The sequence below is a fragment of the Paenibacillus sp. 1_12 genome (assembly GCF_900114475.1).
Taxonomy (GTDB): Bacteria; Bacillota; Bacilli; order Paenibacillales; family NBRC-103111; genus Paenibacillus_S.
Window position 1 is genome coordinate 85,752 of record NZ_FOTE01000009.1, and the last position, 17,258, is coordinate 103,009.

The 17,258-nt window shown below is 47.0% G+C and carries 17 protein-coding genes; 11 read left to right on the forward strand and 6 right to left on the reverse strand.

Annotated features, from left to right (window positions below):
• Window positions 1-10: 10 nt before the first annotated feature.
• The 3 genes from BM210_RS19945 to BM210_RS19955 all read right to left on the reverse strand — a co-directional run bounded on the left by BM210_RS19945 (window position 11) and on the right by BM210_RS19955 (window position 5,102).
• Entirely contained in the window at window positions 11-1,096 is a 1,086-nt protein-coding gene (locus BM210_RS19945) for a mandelate racemase/muconate lactonizing enzyme family protein (protein ID WP_091172632.1), read from the reverse strand.
• Window positions 1,097-1,131: 35 nt separating this feature from the next.
• Window positions 1,132-3,450 (reverse strand): helix-turn-helix domain-containing protein, encoded by a 2,319-nt coding sequence (locus BM210_RS19950; RefSeq protein ID WP_177237908.1) that lies wholly within the window; start codon window positions 3,448-3,450, stop codon window positions 1,132-1,134.
• A gap of 116 nt (window positions 3,451-3,566) precedes the next feature.
• Window positions 3,567-5,102: an extracellular solute-binding protein gene (locus BM210_RS19955; protein WP_177237909.1), complete on the reverse strand. Its 1,536-nt coding sequence runs from the start codon at window positions 5,100-5,102 to the stop codon at window positions 3,567-3,569.
• A 768-nt stretch (window positions 5,103-5,870) separates the two neighbouring features.
• Between BM210_RS19955 and BM210_RS19960 the strand changes: the two genes are divergently transcribed.
• The 6 genes from BM210_RS19960 (at window position 5,871) to BM210_RS19985 (ending at window position 10,745) form a co-directional block, all read left to right on the forward strand.
• A complete protein-coding gene (locus BM210_RS19960) occupies window positions 5,871-7,607 on the forward strand; it encodes a proline--tRNA ligase (protein WP_091172638.1) in 1,737 nt (578 codons plus the stop codon).
• An 84-nt stretch (window positions 7,608-7,691) separates the two neighbouring features.
• Entirely contained in the window at window positions 7,692-8,141 is a 450-nt protein-coding gene (locus tag BM210_RS19965) for an NUDIX hydrolase (protein WP_091172640.1), read from the forward strand.
• A 13-nt stretch (window positions 8,142-8,154) separates the two neighbouring features.
• The gene (locus BM210_RS19970; protein ID WP_091172641.1) at window positions 8,155-8,748 is read left to right on the forward strand and encodes a histidine phosphatase family protein; all 594 of its coding nucleotides are present in this window, start codon (window positions 8,155-8,157) and stop codon (window positions 8,746-8,748) included.
• 24 nt (window positions 8,749-8,772) lie between these two features.
• Window positions 8,773-9,720 (forward strand): family 43 glycosylhydrolase, encoded by a 948-nt coding sequence (locus BM210_RS19975; protein WP_091172643.1) that lies wholly within the window; start codon window positions 8,773-8,775, stop codon window positions 9,718-9,720.
• A 43-nt stretch (window positions 9,721-9,763) separates the two neighbouring features.
• Window positions 9,764-10,252 carry an 8-oxo-dGTP diphosphatase gene (locus tag BM210_RS19980; RefSeq protein WP_371263508.1) on the forward strand — a complete coding sequence of 163 codons (489 nt, stop codon included), beginning with the start codon at window positions 9,764-9,766 and terminating at the stop codon, window positions 10,250-10,252.
• Between the two features lie 109 nt (window positions 10,253-10,361).
• Window positions 10,362-10,745 (forward strand): hypothetical protein, encoded by a 384-nt coding sequence (locus BM210_RS19985; protein WP_091172646.1) that lies wholly within the window; start codon window positions 10,362-10,364, stop codon window positions 10,743-10,745.
• A 428-nt stretch (window positions 10,746-11,173) separates the two neighbouring features.
• On the opposite strand, the gene BM210_RS19990 is transcribed toward BM210_RS19985, so the two are convergent.
• Together BM210_RS19990 and BM210_RS19995 are read right to left on the reverse strand one after the other, a co-directional pair.
• On the reverse strand, window positions 11,174-11,704 hold the full coding sequence (locus tag BM210_RS19990; RefSeq protein ID WP_091172647.1) for a TlpA family protein disulfide reductase: 531 nt from the start codon (window positions 11,702-11,704) through the stop codon (window positions 11,174-11,176).
• Between the two features lie 2 nt (window positions 11,705-11,706).
• Window positions 11,707-12,777 carry a YVTN family beta-propeller repeat protein gene (locus BM210_RS19995; protein ID WP_091172649.1) on the reverse strand — a complete coding sequence of 357 codons (1,071 nt, stop codon included), beginning with the start codon at window positions 12,775-12,777 and terminating at the stop codon, window positions 11,707-11,709.
• A 132-nt stretch (window positions 12,778-12,909) separates the two neighbouring features.
• Here BM210_RS19995 and BM210_RS20000 point away from each other — a divergent pair, with 132 nt between their 5' ends.
• The 5 genes from BM210_RS20000 (at window position 12,910) to BM210_RS20020 (ending at window position 16,715) form a co-directional block, all read left to right on the forward strand.
• Window positions 12,910-13,893 carry a sulfurtransferase gene (locus BM210_RS20000; protein WP_256223847.1) on the forward strand — a complete coding sequence of 328 codons (984 nt, stop codon included), beginning with the start codon at window positions 12,910-12,912 and terminating at the stop codon, window positions 13,891-13,893.
• 15 nt (window positions 13,894-13,908) lie between these two features.
• Complete coding sequence (locus tag BM210_RS20005) at window positions 13,909-14,304, forward strand: rhodanese-like domain-containing protein (RefSeq protein WP_091172650.1); 396 nt, start codon at window positions 13,909-13,911, stop codon at window positions 14,302-14,304.
• Entirely contained in the window at window positions 14,304-14,564 is a 261-nt protein-coding gene (locus BM210_RS20010) for a sulfurtransferase TusA family protein (RefSeq protein WP_076231163.1), read from the forward strand. The genes BM210_RS20005 and BM210_RS20010 overlap by 1 nt, the downstream gene beginning before the upstream one ends.
• Window positions 14,565-14,773: 209 nt before the next feature.
• Complete coding sequence (locus BM210_RS20015; protein WP_091172652.1) at window positions 14,774-15,892, forward strand: YeeE/YedE family protein; 1,119 nt, start codon at window positions 14,774-14,776, stop codon at window positions 15,890-15,892.
• Between the two features lie 235 nt (window positions 15,893-16,127).
• A complete protein-coding gene (locus BM210_RS20020) occupies window positions 16,128-16,715 on the forward strand; it encodes a YdcF family protein (RefSeq protein ID WP_091172654.1) in 588 nt (195 codons plus the stop codon).
• Window positions 16,716-16,757: 42 nt separating this feature from the next.
• Here the strand turns inward: BM210_RS20020 and BM210_RS20025 are convergent, their stop codons facing one another.
• Entirely contained in the window at window positions 16,758-17,213 is a 456-nt protein-coding gene (locus BM210_RS20025) for a DinB family protein (RefSeq protein ID WP_091172656.1), read from the reverse strand.
• Between the last annotated feature and the right edge of the window lie 45 nt (window positions 17,214-17,258).

Genomic DNA, 17,258 nt, shown 5'->3' on the forward strand with positions numbered 1-17,258 from the left:
TATTTTCCCTTTATTCACTGATCTGGTATTCCGCATGAGCAAGCCACTCCGGACGAATCGTTACACCCCAGCCTGGTCCTTCCGGAACCTGCACTTTGCCGTCGCGAACCTCCAAAGGCTCCATAAAGAGGTTGTTCGTCCAAGCGTCCTGCTCTATTGTATACTCCATATGAGTCCCCGCGTTCGGAATGGCTGCGACCATGTGAAGTGTAAATATCGTAAGCATCGAAAGATTGGCTGCATGCGGTGTGCAGGTCATTCCGAAAGACTCAGCTATTTTGGCTACTTCCATCGCACGGCTGAAGCCCCCTACATAGCAAATATCCGGTTGGACGATATCGACCGCACGCATGCCGATCATACGTCTGAACTGCGCCAGATCTGTATCCTGCTCCCCGCCGGTGACGGGAATATCGAGAGCATCCGCTACCTGCTTAGTCCATTCCAGTTCCGTGTACGGACATGGCTCCTCAAAATGACATACTCCATATTGCGCCAGCATCCGTCCAGTTTCAATCGCTTTGCGCGGTGTGAAGCCGCTGTTCGCATCGACGTAAAGCGGCGTCTTGTCGCCGATGGCTTCCCTAACCGCCTTCACTACCTGCTCCGTACGGCCCGGGTATACATCTACGTCATTGCCAAAATTGTTAGCGATACGAATTTTAAAAGCACCATACCCATACGTATCCTGAAGACGCTTAATCCTTTCGGCCTCGGCCTCAGGTGAGATATCCCGCTTCATGCTGGATCCGTATACATCAACCATCCGCGGCTTACCGCCCACCAGCTCAGTTACGCTTTTGCCTAACCTTTTCCCCTTCAAATCCCATAAAGCCGTATCCAGCCCGCCGACCGCCCTGCATATATAAGAGCCTGGAAATTTGTGTTCTTCCCTGATGCAGGCCGCAGATAAAGCTTCGATCTCATCACAATCAGCTCCAAGTGCGTGAGGGGCAATTTGCTGATGCAGCACAAGCGCTGATATATTCGCATGATAGGGTGCGATTTGTCCATATCCCTGTAATCCATCCTCAGATGTGACACGAACGAAGGATAAATTTCTGGTCGTAAATGTTTCTATGCTTTCAATTTTCATGACTCTGCCTCCATTTCGTTTTCAATGCGTTGGATCTACCGGTGCTCGGATCTGTAGCCTCCCGGCGTGATCTGGACATGCCGCTGAAATATCCGGATAAAGTTTCGTTCGGAATAACCAATCGCTAGAGCAATCTCACCGAGACCTTGATCAGTATCCCTTAAAAGCCGCTTGGCTTCATCGATTTTGCTTTCCACTACATATTCCAGAAAGTTTTTGCCCATGCTTTTTTTGAACAGACGACTTAAATAGGACGGACTCACACCGACAATTTCCGCACACTGCACCAGTGATAAGTCGTTCCCGCAATTTTCGCTGATATAAGTACAAATGGTTTGAATAATCGACTCCCCGGCTGCTTCCCGATCGTTCCGGGTCAACCATAAGTACAGAGGGAAAAGTGTCTCCTCAAACCAGTCACAGATTTCCTCGGAGGTCTGTTTGTCGCTCAACTGTCCGAACAAATTATGCTCGATGACGTCCCCGGCATTGGCGCCCTGCCTTTCCAGAGAAACAATCAACGACGATAGCAATACATGGTAGCTCTGATAAATAAATACATAAGATTGGGAGCTTTGCAATATTTCCGTGAATCGTTTGAAATTTTGGGTGGCGAACGGAATATCCTCCTGCTCCAACGCAGCCACAACGGCTGCCTCCTGCTCACGGGGGTATTTGATCAGCGCCTGCTTCTTGACAGGCTCCACATCTTCAATAAATAAAACCGTTTCGGAGTCCCGAAATATCCGATATTGCAGTGCGGTTTCCGCTTCTTTGTATGACACTGGAACGTCAGCCGCATGTGCATATAATCGGCCAATACCGACGGTTACCTCGAACGATAAATAGTTCTGGAATGCGGTGGTGATGGCAGCTGCATATTCCCTTGTGTGATCCAGCATCGTTTGCTGTTCCATATCGGGTTTGAATTGCAGTATCGCCGCCCCTCTTCCCTGATAAGGAATTACGTAGCCTTGAAGCGAATGACTGCGCAATATCTCCTGCATCACATTAGCCAGCGAAAAGGCAACGATCCCTTTTTCCTCAGGTAAAAACCTTTTCTCTTTGTATATATTTTCGGCTTCAACTATCAGCACGACATTCGTCGAAGTCACATCAATCCCATACGTTCTGCAATCCTGAATAAGCGTTTCATTTCTCGTATAATCGCCACTCAACAGCTGAAAGAGAAACTTTTCACGCAAAGAAGGCTCTATTTTGTCCATATAAGCCCCAAGCTTTTTCGTTTCCTTACTTAAATAATCCAAAGACTCTTTAATAATATCCAGCTCATCGTCTTTATCCTGAATCCCATCTACACGGAGCGAACGGCTCTGATTAATCAATTGTTCAATTGGGGTATATGCCCGCTTGGAGGTGAAGTAGGTCAGAACAATCCCGACCCCGACAAAGATCACAAGAATCAATACCATCATCCCGCGAATCCAATCCAATTGATCCGTTATCGCTTGCTCCGGTATTACGGAAACATACGTTCTTGCAAACACATTTTTTACATACCTGTATTGTGCCGGCTTACCGTCAATGCCCTCGGCCACAAACTGACCGGAGCTTTTGTCCGAGGCTTGAATCATTTCTATACCCTTTAACCGGGCGGTTTCCTGCAAAAGCACGGTCTCGGATTTTCGCTCCATACCAAAGGGATCGTGCAATTTCACGATGATCAGCTCTTGAGCACGAGTCACAATGACCGTATCCGTCTCTAAAAACTTGCTGAGCGCCGACGTTTCAATCTCAAAGCCCAGCAGCCCCTCTGGCCCGCCGTTACCAATTAGCGGAAGCAATCGGGCAAAGGTCATATAGCCTTCCCTTTTGCTGAGCGGAGACCATTGGGTAAGATACTTGCTTTCCAGCAGTCGGTCGATATCATCCTTATATTTGTACTCTGCCCTCGGAATGGGTCCATATTCGTTAGAAAGAATAACACTGCCCGGGCTGTTATACAAAAAGATTTCATTAATAAAGCTGTTTGAGTTTTTAACCAACGCGATTTTTTTCAAAATTTCGATATTCCAAATGACGTTGTCACCGGATGAGCCTGCATAAGCTTCTTGTAGCATGGGGTCTTTGGCTAACTGGAGCGAGTCCTGCTCGATCTGTTGTAACACCCTTTCAGCACGGTCCTTTAAAATAGTCAAAGACGAATCACTTTCAGTCTGGATATAGGTTTCCATCCGATTCATCGAAAGCTGATAATAGACCGTGCTTGCCAAAATAACCGGAACGCATACGGATATGCAGCCGAGCCAGATCAGCTTATACAAATATTTTTTGGGGTTAGTCCGCCGCTCGATTCCCAGGTATTTCAAAAAAAACTTGCTCCAGTTCGCCATAAGTCCTCCCATTTTCTAAAGCTCAGCTTCTTGGTCTGAGCGGTATGCTGGCTATAATGATAGGGAGTGAAGCACGATACATCAAGTGCCAGCAGAAAATTCCCATATATGCTGTTCTAGCTGCCGATTTTTTCCTTATACTCTTTGGCAAATTCCTGGTAAGCCTTTTTGAATTCGGCGCTGTTGTTCAGTTTGTCAACATAGGCTTTGTATTCGTCCATGGAAATTTGTCCGACGATAGCTTTCACAACCATCGATTGCCAATCGCTATTGTATTTCGGCCAAATCGATATCCACGTATTGGAATTGATAATCGAGAAGAAATCGATTTTGCCAACCTTGCTGTACGATTCGACAGATGCCGATTTGGCATCGTTATACGCTTTAGGAGCCGCCGGATTGATGACTTTCATCTTATTGTTATACGCAAGAGGGAAGATAGCGCCTGTCCCATTGGCTGTTACCTGCTTCTTGCCAAGATCGGTTAGCTGCTGCTGCCCATCGACCATCGTATAATGAACACCCTCAATACCATAATAGTTATAATCGGTTTGCTCCATCGTTGTCGTTCTTTCGAAGAAATCAAGGATTTGCTTCACTTTCTCTTCCGGTACTTTTTTGGAAATATAGAACGCACCGGAGAAAGGCACGGATAACTGAACACTAACCCCTCCTGGACCTTTCATTGGTGGCAGTGAAATCACTTCCGCTTCCGGCTGTACTTTCTTGATTCCCTGCTCAAATGTGTAATCCCGCCAAATATTCCGGGCATACGAAGCGGCGCGTCCGGTGGTGTACATTTCTTCGGCCTGTGTTTGCTTGATAGCCGAGAAATCCTTAGCCAAAATGCCATCCGTATACAATTGACGGAAGTAGGCGACCATATCCGTGTAATTCGATGTTAATTGTTTATTAATTAGACCGCCTTCTTTGTCGTATACCGGATCAAGTCCTCCAAAGGCGGACAGGAAGCTGCCGTCACCATCAGCTAGCAAAAACCCTTGACCTATAAGGCCTACGGTATCTTTTTTGCCATTGCCGTCCGGGTCACCGTTGACAATCGTTTTTAATGCGGCCGTGTATTCATCCAATGTTGTCGGTACCGGCAATTTGAATTTGTCCAGCCAGTCCTTCCGCATTTTTAAGCTGATATCAATTTGCGGTCGATTTCTCGGCACTCCATATATGCCGCCGTCCGTTTTCATATAATTCCACACTTCTTTAAAGCTGTTATTCTTCAAATTGGGATACTTGCTTAGGTCACCTAGGAACGGAGCCAAATCCCAGAACGCTCCCTGTTTCACTGCGTTTTGCAAAGTCGGACGCGTGATATTACTCGCCACAATAACCTCTGGAATGTTACCCGAAGCTAATACCAGATCAAATTTGGTATCATAATCACCGGAAGGAATCCATTCCACATCCAGCTGCGATTTACTTTCCTTTTGAAACTTTGACCAATATTCATCATTCATGTTCGGAATATCGGCGTACGATGGCACCATGAATTGAACCTTAAGATCAGTGGGAGCCTGCGGAGTACTTCCTGCTGCTTGCGGCTTTGGATTATCGCCGCCACATCCTGCGACCACACCTAATGAGAGTGCCATAAGCAGGGTCGAGCTAACCGTCTTACAAGATAAAACCTTCATGTTCATAAACCTCCCTATTTCTTCTTTATTCTTTCTTCTCATGACGTCCCGATGCTAAGCCCATTGGGTTGAACGGTACGTGTGTAATTTTATTGTAGTGGGATCTTCGACTGCATGTAAGTGACAGTTTTTGAACTGGCTTTCGAAAATCGCTGATACAGCAAGTATTGTCACCCTTTGAGGAATGGTTCTCCTTCAGAAAGATGAAAACCGTAAACCGATAAATCATTATCCAAATATTCTGAAATTTTAATTAGATTCTAAGCTTAGCTTAAGCTTTCTCATCGGTAAGGGGCGTATAATGAAGCACATACCAACAACTGGAGGGATTGCTATGAGTCACGTTAAGGAATTTTTGATGGGTTTCTTCTATAGCTTTATTGCCATTGCTGCCCTGCCCTTTTTGCTCATTCAAAGCTTGTTAGATTTATAAAATGAGATTCAAGTCATTGTACAGATCCACAGCCGCTATTGCTAAATTCGTTCGTCTACTGTAAATTGGTAGTATATTCATCCAACTAAAGGCTTTAACCAAGGACATACGGTTAACGGTATGATTGCTCAGAGAGGGTGCACCCGGCTGCAAGGCGCCTCAATCATCGTTCAGCCCTCCCGCCTTGCAGCCGCGATGGGGAAATCCGTCGCCGGGGAAACCCGTTATTCCGTTTAAGGACTGCCGTTGTCAGACGGTGGTTGACTATAGGGTGGTACCACGAAACCGCATTCGTCCCTAACGAATGCGGTTATTTGATTTGGAGGAGCTACTTAATGAGACAACGACACGCTTTAATTCCTACTTTACGGGAAATCCCTTCCGATGCAGAGGCTGCCAGTCACCAATTACTGCTGAGGGCGGGCTATATCCGTCAATTGGCTGCAGGCATCTATACGTATCTGCCTTTAGGTAGAAAGGTGCTGCGAAAGCTCGAAGCGATTGTGAGAGAAGAAATGGATATGACCCAAGCTCAGGAAATTCTAATGCCCGCAATGCAACCTGCAGAGCTATGGCATCAATCGGGACGCCACGCGGTGTATGGTCCAGAGCTGATCCGCTTTCAAGACCGTAATGCCCGGGAGTTTGCCCTTGGACCGACTCATGAAGAAGTCGTTACCTCGCTAATTCGCGATGAAATCAATTCTTATCGCAAGCTCCCATTGATCGTATATCAAATTCAGAGTAAGTTCCGGGACGAACGGCGCCCGCGGTTCGGACTGCTGCGCGGAAGGGAATTTGTGATGAAGGATGCCTACTCGTTTGATACAAGCTGGGAAGGTGTCGATCTAGCTTATCAAGCCATGTATAACGCCTATCATCGTATATTTGATCGGTGCGGGCTGAAATTCCGTGCCGTAGAGGCGGATGCCGGAGCTATTGGAGGCGAGGGTGGGACCCACGAATTTATGGCGCTGACCGATATCGGAGAGGACACCATCGTTACCTGTGAATGCTGCGGGTATGCAGCTAATCTGGAACGTGCCGGATCACGACCTTTTACTGCTGGATTAGATAATTTAGATGGTTCAGATCGTTTGGATTTCTTGGAGAGTGAAAAAATCGCAACTCCCCATATAAAAACGATTGAACAACTCGTACAGTTTCTAAACGTGTCTGCTGATCAATTGATCAAAACTTTGATTTATGTAGCCGATGGCAAGCCAATTGCTGTGTGTATTCGCGGCGATCATGAGGTAAACGAAACGAAGCTTAAAAACTACCTTCATGCCGATAACCTGGAGCTTGCCGACGCCGATACGATTGCCCTTGCCACTGGGGCACCTTCTGGCTATATTGGCCCTATACAGCTGCCCATTGCTCTATTCGTGGACCATGAAGCAGCCCATATGAAATCGGCGATTACCGGAGCCAATCATGCAGGCTTCCATCTACGCAATGTAAGACCAGGGCGAGATTTTTCCCTGGAGTACACAGCAGATCTGCGCAATGTAGCAGAAGGCGACCTCTGTTTGCATTGCGAAAACACGCTGAAGCTGACCCGCGGCATTGAGATCGGCCATATTTTTAAGCTCGGTACCAAATACAGCGAGCCGCTGAAGGCTTGCTTCGTTGATGCTGACGGCAAAGAGCAGCCGATGCTGATGGGCTGCTATGGAATCGGCATTTCACGGCTGCTGTCGGCTGTTGTGGAGCAGTCTCATGATGCGAATGGCATATTGTGGCCGTTCTCGATTGCTCCTTTTCATGTCCATATCGTGCCCGTTTCGGTGCAGGATACGACCCAGATGCAGCTGGCTGAGAGCCTGTATGCACAGCTTGGCCGTCTTGGTGCTGACGTACTGCTCGATGACCGGGAGGAAAGACCTGGCGTTAAGCTCAAGGATGCCGACCTCATCGGCATTCCCATACGTATCGTTGTCGGCAAAAAAGCCGGTGAAGGGTTGATCGAATGGAAGGAACGTGGCTCGGCAGAGGCGCTTGAGCTGACCGCTCAGGAAGCAACCGAACAGGTTGCTCTCAGACTACGGAATCACGATCAGAGCCATTAAGCTTAAAGCGATATTCATAAAGTGAAACTGTGCGGCCAATAAAGGGCGTTACCAACATGATGCTCGAAAGGAGTAAAAAGATAAATGGACAACTATTTGCTGCGGGTTCGGGTCACCGGTCTGCTTATTGAGGATGGTCATATTCTGATCGTACAACAACGGGTTTCCTCCTCTAGAAATTGGTCTTTGCCAGGTGGCAAGGTTGAACGTGGTGAAGCCTTGGACCAGGCCTTAATCAGAGAGATGAAGGAGGAAACAGGGCTCGAAGTGCGGGTTTCGAAGCTGCTCTACGTGTGTGATCTGCCGGAAGCCGATCCTTCCATCATTCATATCAGCTTTTTACTGGAGCGGCTGTCGGGAGAGATTGTTCAACCGTCCAATGAATTTGAGAGTACACCCATTTATGAGGTGCGGATGGTTCCTATACAGGCGTTGCCCGAGTACGGCTTCTCGGAAACGTTCACGAATCTGGTGCTGAATGGATTCCCGGAGGCTGGAAGCTACCGGGGACACAAAAGCCAAATGGGTCTTTAAAGGAGCGGCTATGATGCAAATTTTATTAATCAGACATGGCGAATCCGAGGCAGATATTCTGCAGGTTCACGAAGGAAGAGCTGATTTTGAATTGACTGAACTTGGGCGCACTCAAGTGAAAGCGATGGCCGCGTATGTGAACGCCAAATTCCCGCCAGATTTCATATGGGCCAGCCCCTTGAAGCGCGCAAGCGAAACCGCTGCTGTTCTTGCTGAGCAGGTTGGATGTCCGCTGCATTTTGAAGGAGATTTAATGGAATTTAATAATGGCGCTTTGGCGGGTTTATCCTTTGAGGAGGCCAAGCGATACCCTGTCCCTAAGGAGCTTCATGAGCGTGTGGAGCAGGGAGAATCTGCAATTGAGTTTCGGATGAGAATCGAAGTTATCTTTTCAAAAATCATTTCAGATCCACGCTACGAACGGATTGCAATTGTTGCACACGGCGGCGTGATCAATAATATGCTCCGATCCTTTTTCAAAATGCCAGTGAATAAAGACTATTACTTCAAAAATGGCGATACCGCGATACATCTCATCGAAATCAAGAGCGCTGAAAGAATCGTTCATTTTTTAAATGATACTTCCCATTTACTTGCTCGGTCATAACCATTAACGGAGGCAAACCAACCTATGACACAAAATAACTTTTCCCCCAAGGCTCCTTTATTCAGAGACCCGATCTATGATGGCGCCGCTGATCCCGTTGTCATTTGGAACCGTCAAACCGCTGAATGGTGGATGATTTATACGAATCGGAGAGCAACAGCCGGAGGCCTTGGCGTTCAGTGGGTTCATGGAACAGACCTCGGTGTGGCTTCCTCCGCAGATGGGGGACAAAACTGGCTGTATCGGGGAACCCTTACCGGGCTTGAGCTGGAATGGGGCCGTAATACGTTCTGGGCTCCGGAAATCATCTGGCATGAAGGCTTATATCACATGTATGTGAGCTATATTCAAGGTATTCCGCAGCAATGGGCTGGGCATTCACGCCATATTGTTCACTATACAAGCCCTGATTTACTGCAATGGACGTTTCAATCCCGCTTGCCATTAAGCTCGGAGCGTGTGATTGATGCCTGCGTGCACAAGCTTCCCGACGGTAAATTTCGAATGTGGTATAAGGATGAGGACCATCATTCCCACACATATGCTGCGGATAGTGATGATTTGTACAACTGGACGGTAGTCGGACCCGTGATTAGAGGCCGCGGTCATGAAGGGCCCAACGTATTTATTCTTGGCGGCAGCTATTGGATGATTGTCGATGAATGGCGGGGTCAAGGCGTATACCAATCGGATGATGGCCTCAATTGGGTGAACCAGGGCCTTATCCTTGATCAGCCTGGAAACCGTGAGGATGATCAGGCAATTGGGCTTCATGCCGATGTCGTGGTGCAGGACGAGCATGCCTTTATCTTTTATTTTACTCATCCAGAACGTCAGCCCGGCCAGCCGGAACGTACTTATCAGGATCGTCGTACCTCGATTCAGGTTGCAAAGCTTACGGTAATAGATGGCAAACTGGTTTGCGACCGGGATGCGCCGTTTGATTTTCACATGATTGCTCCTGTATCTTGAATGATATGGAGTTAACAAATAGCTATGGAGTTGAATGGATCATATGAATACAACAGAATCGCTGCCTTTAACTTATGGACTGTACACGATGTGTTTAGTTCAGGACGGAGACCGTGTATTACTGGTAAATCGCCCAAGCGAAAAAGGATTCCCAGGCTATATCGGTCCTGGAGGCAAAATCGATTTTCCTGAAAGTCCTACCGAAGGAGCCATACGCGAAGTATATGAGGAGACTGGATTAACCGTTACGAAACTGGTCTTTAAAGGATTGTCTGAGCATGTTGATCCGAAAACCAGATATCGTTATATGGTGTTCAATTATGTAGCGATTGCCCATGAGGGCACGCTGCTGTCGAATCCGCCTGAAGGTGAGCTGCTCTGGGTTAAGATCAGCGAGGCTTTGGACCTCCCGATGCAGCCGTGGTTCAAGGAGCGCTTTCCTCTGTTCTTCGAAGAGGGAACCTTTGAAATTCACGCAGTATGGGACGAGGAACACAAGCAGACAATGAAGAAAACGGTGAAAAAGCTGTAGAGGTTAAGCAGAATCTATTGAAAGTTAGTAATTTTGCCGGTGTCCTTCTATCATTTTGTTTCATAGAGTATAGTGCACTTCAATCTTCTTATGAAAGGAGAGCATTCATATGTCTGACAAAGTGACTCTATCAACCGGTGTGCTGACCAGAGAGCCTGATACCATCACAGCCGTCATCAATCTCGCAAACATGGATAAGAATTCGCACCGGATTACAGTCGAAATATGGGACTGGTCCTCCTATTCCGATCCTGTACAGCTTCCTGTGCTTATAGGAAACGATGATCCAGTTGTATTCCCCTATCGTCTGGCTGGCAACAACTTGGCTGTGATGTATGCTGATTTGGATGAATCCGTCGATCTCTATGAAATTCGGATTATTTATCACAAAACCAAAAAAATCATAGTCAACTGTTTTGGAAGAAGCCTTCCTCCTTACACCAGTCAGCAAGGAAATACTGTACTTCAAAACCAATTGATCAAAATGAGTTGACCAAGGTATATAAGATTTATTTTCCCTATGCTTGCAGCTGCTAGCTGCTGCCCAGCATATACCATGCTGGGCTTTTTTGTGAAAGTCCGTGCTTTTCATGCTGAGGCAGCGACAAGAACTATATATACATGGGGCTGACAATAGATTGACTATATATGATGAACCAAAGAAACACACAGCCCGAGCGGATAAAGCGGACCCTTCTGGAGAAACGAAGTGTTCGCCTTTGCAGACGGATTCTTACCCCTATGGGGCTAAGAATCGAAAGAACCTGGCTGCAACAGCGATTGGAAGACGGGTCTGCTTTCGCAGCGCCTCTTTGCTGTCATGATGTTTAGTTCATCTTATATAGGGCTCTTCAGAACGCAAGAAGCCCCGAAGTGAAACCACGGATCTAGTTGGCTTCATTTCGGGGCAGAATCACAAGTTTACTTACTCAGTTCAATAATTCTTTTCTCCAAATACTTCGGCTCGATGACATGTAGCACTTCCAGCACGGTTCCATCCTTGTCAATCAGATAGTTGGTTGGAATCGCCTTATATTGATAAGCGTCCATGCTTCTTCCCTGGTAATCCAGCAGCACCGGAAATTTAAAATCAAATTCCTTGACCATATCCCGCGCATTGGCGACCTCATCCTGAACCGTGACATTCACAGCATACACATCAAAGCGGTCCTTGTATTGATTATACAAGCGAGTTAAATCGGGAGCCTCATCACGACAAGGTGTGCACCAAGAGGCCCAGAAGTTCAAGAGCAGAGGCTTATCCCGCTTGCCTCCCACTTTATAGGTCTGTCCGTCAAAGGCAGGCAGCTCCAGCGCCGGTGCAGCCAGACCAGGCTGAGGACCAACTCCCTCCGGCACTGCGGCCTTATTCTGCTGGGTTTTCACTGCCTGAAACACAGCGAATCCAGCTAAAACCAGGATGACACCCATAATGATCCAGTTACGCTTCATAACTAGCAGCTTCCTCCGATACCCGGCAGCGCTTTTAGCTGAATTCCGTGCGGCTGCGCCCCGACTTTAATATGCTCCACGACCTCCTGCTTGGCGGTATCTATAACCACAACCTCATCTGAGCCGCTTAACGTCACATATGCCTTGGTTTGCTGACGATTAAAGGAGATATGTCTAGCGCCGGACAAGCCAGTTAGCGATTTGATGACCTTACCGCTTGATAAATCAACAAAGCTGACCGCATTCCCCTCCATGCTGGTAACCACAGCGGTTAATCCGTCGTCGGTAACCACAACATCTGTCGCTCCTGGGGCCACACTAATTTTGCTCAGCTGTTTGCCGTCAGCAGTATTGTAGATCTCCAGTGTGTTATCGCCTGCGCTCGGAACGTACAGCTTTTTCCCGTCATCGCTGACCTTTATCGCGCGCGGCACTTTTCCAGTCGGAATCGTCTGCTGAAGCTGCTTGGTTTTGATATTAACGACATATACTTTATGATTTTCATGATCACTCACGTACAGCTTGTCGCCGAACAGCACTAGATAATTGGTTTTGGCGCCTGCTCCCAAATCAATCATTCCGGCTTCCTTGCCTTCCTTCGTATCGACCAAATAAATAAATTGATCAGCGACTGCTGCCACATACAGCATTTTATTGTCCGGCGACAGCACCATGCCGTGCGGCATTGGACCGACCGGAACTTCTTTCGTAACCTTCAGCGTTTGTGTATTAATGAAGGAAATCGTGCTGCTGTTCATATTCGCGGCATAGGCTTCACGCATAGTCGAAGAAAAAATAACGGTTGATGGTGCCTCTGAGAGAGGAATCTTGCCGACCACCTTGCTCGATACCACATCGATCACCGACAGGCTGTTGGTTTTTTCACTAGGCACATAAAATTGAACGCTCGTTAATTTACCGGCCGCGGATTGTTCGGTATTCACGGACTCGCCACCGGCTCCAGTTTTGGTTTGAAGGCGCTGTGCCGCCTCCTCTTTGGTCTCCATCGCACAGCCGCTTAATAAGACAGACATGGCAATAGCGAAAATCATCATCTTTTTTGAGTGTATCATTGCAGGCTCTCCTCACAACTTGGACAATTTATACATAAATAAATCATTGTATTTATATCGGAATTAGTGCTATTATACAGGAAGTAAAGCTTTAAAATCAACAATTCATTTCATCATGGGGGGAAATTAAAAATGAAAAAACCGGTCGTTATGATTACTTTATTAGCCTTAGCCATTGTATCCGCTGCATGCGGAAGTAAGGATGCCGCCAAGCCCGCAGCCAGCACACCAGCAACTACCGCGGCCGCGAAGCCAGAAGCTGCAACCTCTGCTTCCATTAAGGCAACAGATCCATATCCGAATGCACAGCTGTTGGCTGATGTAAAATGGACTGAGGAGCATCTGAAGGATGCTAAAGTAAAAATACTAGATGCTCGTGCCAAAGGCTATGAGCAAGGTCATATTCCAGGCGCGCTTTCGCTAAATTCCGGTCTATTGAAAGATGCCGCGAACAACTCCATTGTAGCTAAAGATAAATTTACTGAGCTGTTTCAAAATCTCGGTGTAAGCAGCGACACAACCGTGCTCATATACGATGAAGGCAATTCCTTGAATGCTGCCCGTGTTTTTTACGCATTGGAGTATTATGGACTCAAAGATCATGTTAAAATATTAAATGGCGGTTATGCTGCTTGGGCTGCTGCCTCCAAGGAAGTATCGACCGACACACCTGCTGCACCAGCAAAGGGTAATTTCACAGCCGCACCTAATGATAAGCTAATTACTACAAAGGAGCAACTAAAAGCATTGGATATTCAGCAGTGCACGCTGCTTGATGTCCGCTCTGCCAAGGAATACTCCGGAGATGACCTGCGTGGCAACCAAAAAGGCGGCCATATTGATAAGGCAATCAATCGGGAGTGGAGCGATGCCATCGATGCTAACGCCAAGGACGGCGTACCTGTATTTAAAAGCTATCTGGACTTGACTAAAGCATTCGAGCAAACCGGTGTCGACAAGGATAAGAGCAAAACTGTCATTCCTTATTGCCAAACCAACATCCGTGGCGCGCATACTTACTTTACGCTTCGCCTGCTGGGTTATACCGATGTTCGCCCTTATGAAGGTGCATTTGCAGAATGGGGCAATGCCGCAGATACAACTGTTGTAAAATAGAAAGGAGACAACTCCATGGCACAAATTATTGAAGGTGTATCTCATATTAGCTCACAGGAGCTGCAGGATATAGTATCCGACACAAGCAGCCCTATTATTATCATTGATGTTCGTGAGCCAGAAGAGTACGAAGCAGGTCATATTGACGGACTTCCTTTAATTCCAATGGGCGAAATCGCCGACCTGATGGATCGTCTTGATCCGAGCAAGGAGTATGTATTCGTCTGCCGTAGCGGCCGCCGAAGCTATGAGGTTGCCAAATTTTTTGGTAATAACGGCTTTGAGCGTGTGCATAACCACTTGGGTGGCATGCTGAATTGGGAGCAGCAGGGACACGATATTGCTTTCGGACCTGCCGAGGATATCATTGAAAATTTCAAACCTGAGCAATTGGAAAGGAAGCGTGGATAATGAGCTTGAACGAGCAGCAATTACTTGAAATCAAACCGGATCATATTGTCGATGCCATCGGCGAAGTATGCCCTCATACCTTAAATCTAGCACTGGCTGGCTTGAAAAAAGCCAAGTCCGGGGAAATTGTCGTTGAGATAACCGATCATTCGATTGCAACTAAAACGATTCCGGCAGCTGTAAAAATGAATAAATACGGTGAATTCCTTGGTGTCGCTAAAAAAGGCGGAAATTATCACATTTTTATCAAAAAAGCTTAAGCAGCATGATGAGAGAGTTCTTAGGCGGCTGAAATGTTCATCTTGGCGTTAGCTATGCTCCTGAATACGGCAATCTCAATGCATACCATTGGGGTGAACCGTATTCCTCACATTAGCATTGCCGACGCAGCTGAATACCTCAGCCGCTCTACTCTTGCTTCATCCAGCTTAGGCTCTGAATTTATTAATAGGTTAGGAAGGTCCACATCATGGCTTATACTTGGGATGTCTTTTTAATGGCAGCTATCTTTGGATTTCTGTACGGGTTTCTGCTGCAAAAGGCGGATTTCTGCTTTGTGGCCTCGATTCGTGACTGGATCAGCGTCAAAGATACCCGAATCCTTAATGGCGTACTTGTACTAATTGCAACGGCTTTACTAGGCTGGGGACTCGTGCTGACGCTTGATATTAAAAGCGTGTCCGACATCTGGACCGTACCGCTTGGCGGCGCTAACCTGCTTGGCGGCATTTTGTTTGGAATCGGTATGACAATTGCCGGCGGCTGTGGTTCAGGAACATTGTACCGCTGCGGCATGGGCTACATTCAATTCTGGATCGTGCTGTTGTTTGCAATAGCCGGCAATCTGCTGTTCGCATTCATTTACGATCCTTGGGCGCGTGATGCGCTTAAACCTCTTACCGTATTGGAAAACGGGTATACGCTATTCTCTTGGCCTTTGCCTTATTATGTGCTTCCTGTTGTGATCGTAGCCGTTATGGTGGCTATAGCGATTTACCGCTTTGGGTTGAAAGGTTTTGTTGGCGGCATCAAGTCGTCCTTGACAGATTGGGAAAGAAGCCCTTTGAAGCAGTCCCACTGGGATATCCGGTTGGTCGCATTCCTGATCGGAGTGGTAGCTACCATTCAATTCGTATTGATGTCCAATGTCAGTATTACCGGACCTGAAACAAGAATCGGAGCTGTTGCACTTGCGCAGCTGTTCGGTGACGATTTTGTATTTAACAATACGTATCTGAATGCGTTATTTGCTGATTTCCCGAAGATCGGACTAGGTCCTGAGGAAACACTCGTTATTTTTCTGGTGATCGGCTCATTTGTTGCATCACTATTGAGCGGCAGCTTCAAATTCCGTATTCCAAGAGCGTCGCGGCTTCCTTTTGCCATTGGCGGCGGCTTGCTGATGGGGGTTTCCTCGCGGATTGCACCCGGTTGTAATATCGCCAACGTGATTACGGGAATCGGCGGATTGTCACTAAGCAGTGTGATTGTCGTCATTGGCATGATCATCGGAATTGTTATCGTGGTTGCATTTGTGTTCAAAATGCCGCTGATGCTGTTCCAGCGCAGTGATGCTTTAGATGATTAAGTGATTCCGATTACGATAAAGGCTGCAAACGAAAAAAACGTCTAACCTTCTGGAAACGGGGGCTAGACGTTTTTTCATTTGCTCAATATGCGCATGCCAGAAAAAAGGATTGAATCCGATTGTTATCGAAAAAAATATGGCCAAAGCGGATAAATGTGGAACAATCTGGGTAATTAAAAAATGGGGCGATCCTATATCAGGGTGGCTTACAGAACACATATAGGGAGGGTCGGCCATGCTTGCCTCGCAAATCCATACGGATCGGATGACCAAGGAACAAATACATAAACTGCTGTACAATAATATGGACGATGACGGAAAACAAGGTGATTGCATTTTCGTATTCGGAAGCCGCAATGCCGTCACCTATCGGGTCCCCAAAGCTGTTGAGCTGTACAAGCAAGGTCGGGCAAATAAAATCCTGTTCACAGGCGGCGTATTCAACACACCCGAAGCAAGGACGATGAAAAGCAGCGCCATTCAGGCCGGTGTATCTGAAAAGGATATTATCATCGAAACCCGCTCCAAGCATACCAAGGAAAATGTATTAGCCGCTTTATTCGTGCTGGATCGGGCGATCGGACTTCATAGGATCAAAAGACTGCTGGTCGTAACGACCAATTATCATATGAGACGGTGCCTGCTCACCCTTCAAACGTATATGCCGCATTGGATCGAGTACTCCATATGCAGTGTAGATGACCAGGTAACCCGTGCTGACAATTGGTGGCTGCATGAAATTGGCACCAAACGAGTTCGCAAGGAAATTAATGGCCTCGTCAAATATATTAGACAAGGCCAAATTAATGATTTTGAATGTTAATAGTTCAGGCTGCTACCAGCTTTTCTACCATCCCTAACTCACTTAAACCAGCACCTTAAGCATAGCACTGATCGTTCCCGCATGGTTGTTATCATGAAGCAGATTGTTCATTAAAATCTCTTCTACATTGTCAGCTTTGGCAAAGTTTTCTTTAATCGGAGTTTGCAATCTTCCTGCGAACACCTCACGTATCCGATGTGGCTGCTGCTTCAGTTGCTCAACAATCGCTTCCCACGTCGGTGGATCCTCCGTCCAATCAGCAGGCTTCGTACCAGGTCCGAAAAAAGCACGGTACTCCGCAGGAATCTGGGTAGCTTCGCCAGCAAATCCAAATACCAGGCCTTCCGTAATGGTTAGAATATGACCGATTTGCCACAAGATCGAGTTGTTAAACCCCGTTGGTACCACAGTGCGCTGCTCTACCGGACATTTATCTACCAATTGCAGCAGGCGGTCCCGATATTTATCCATCGTGTCAAACATAAAAGCTTCTCTCATTCATTCAGCCTCCCAAATTTTTGCAGATACACCTACCCTATAATA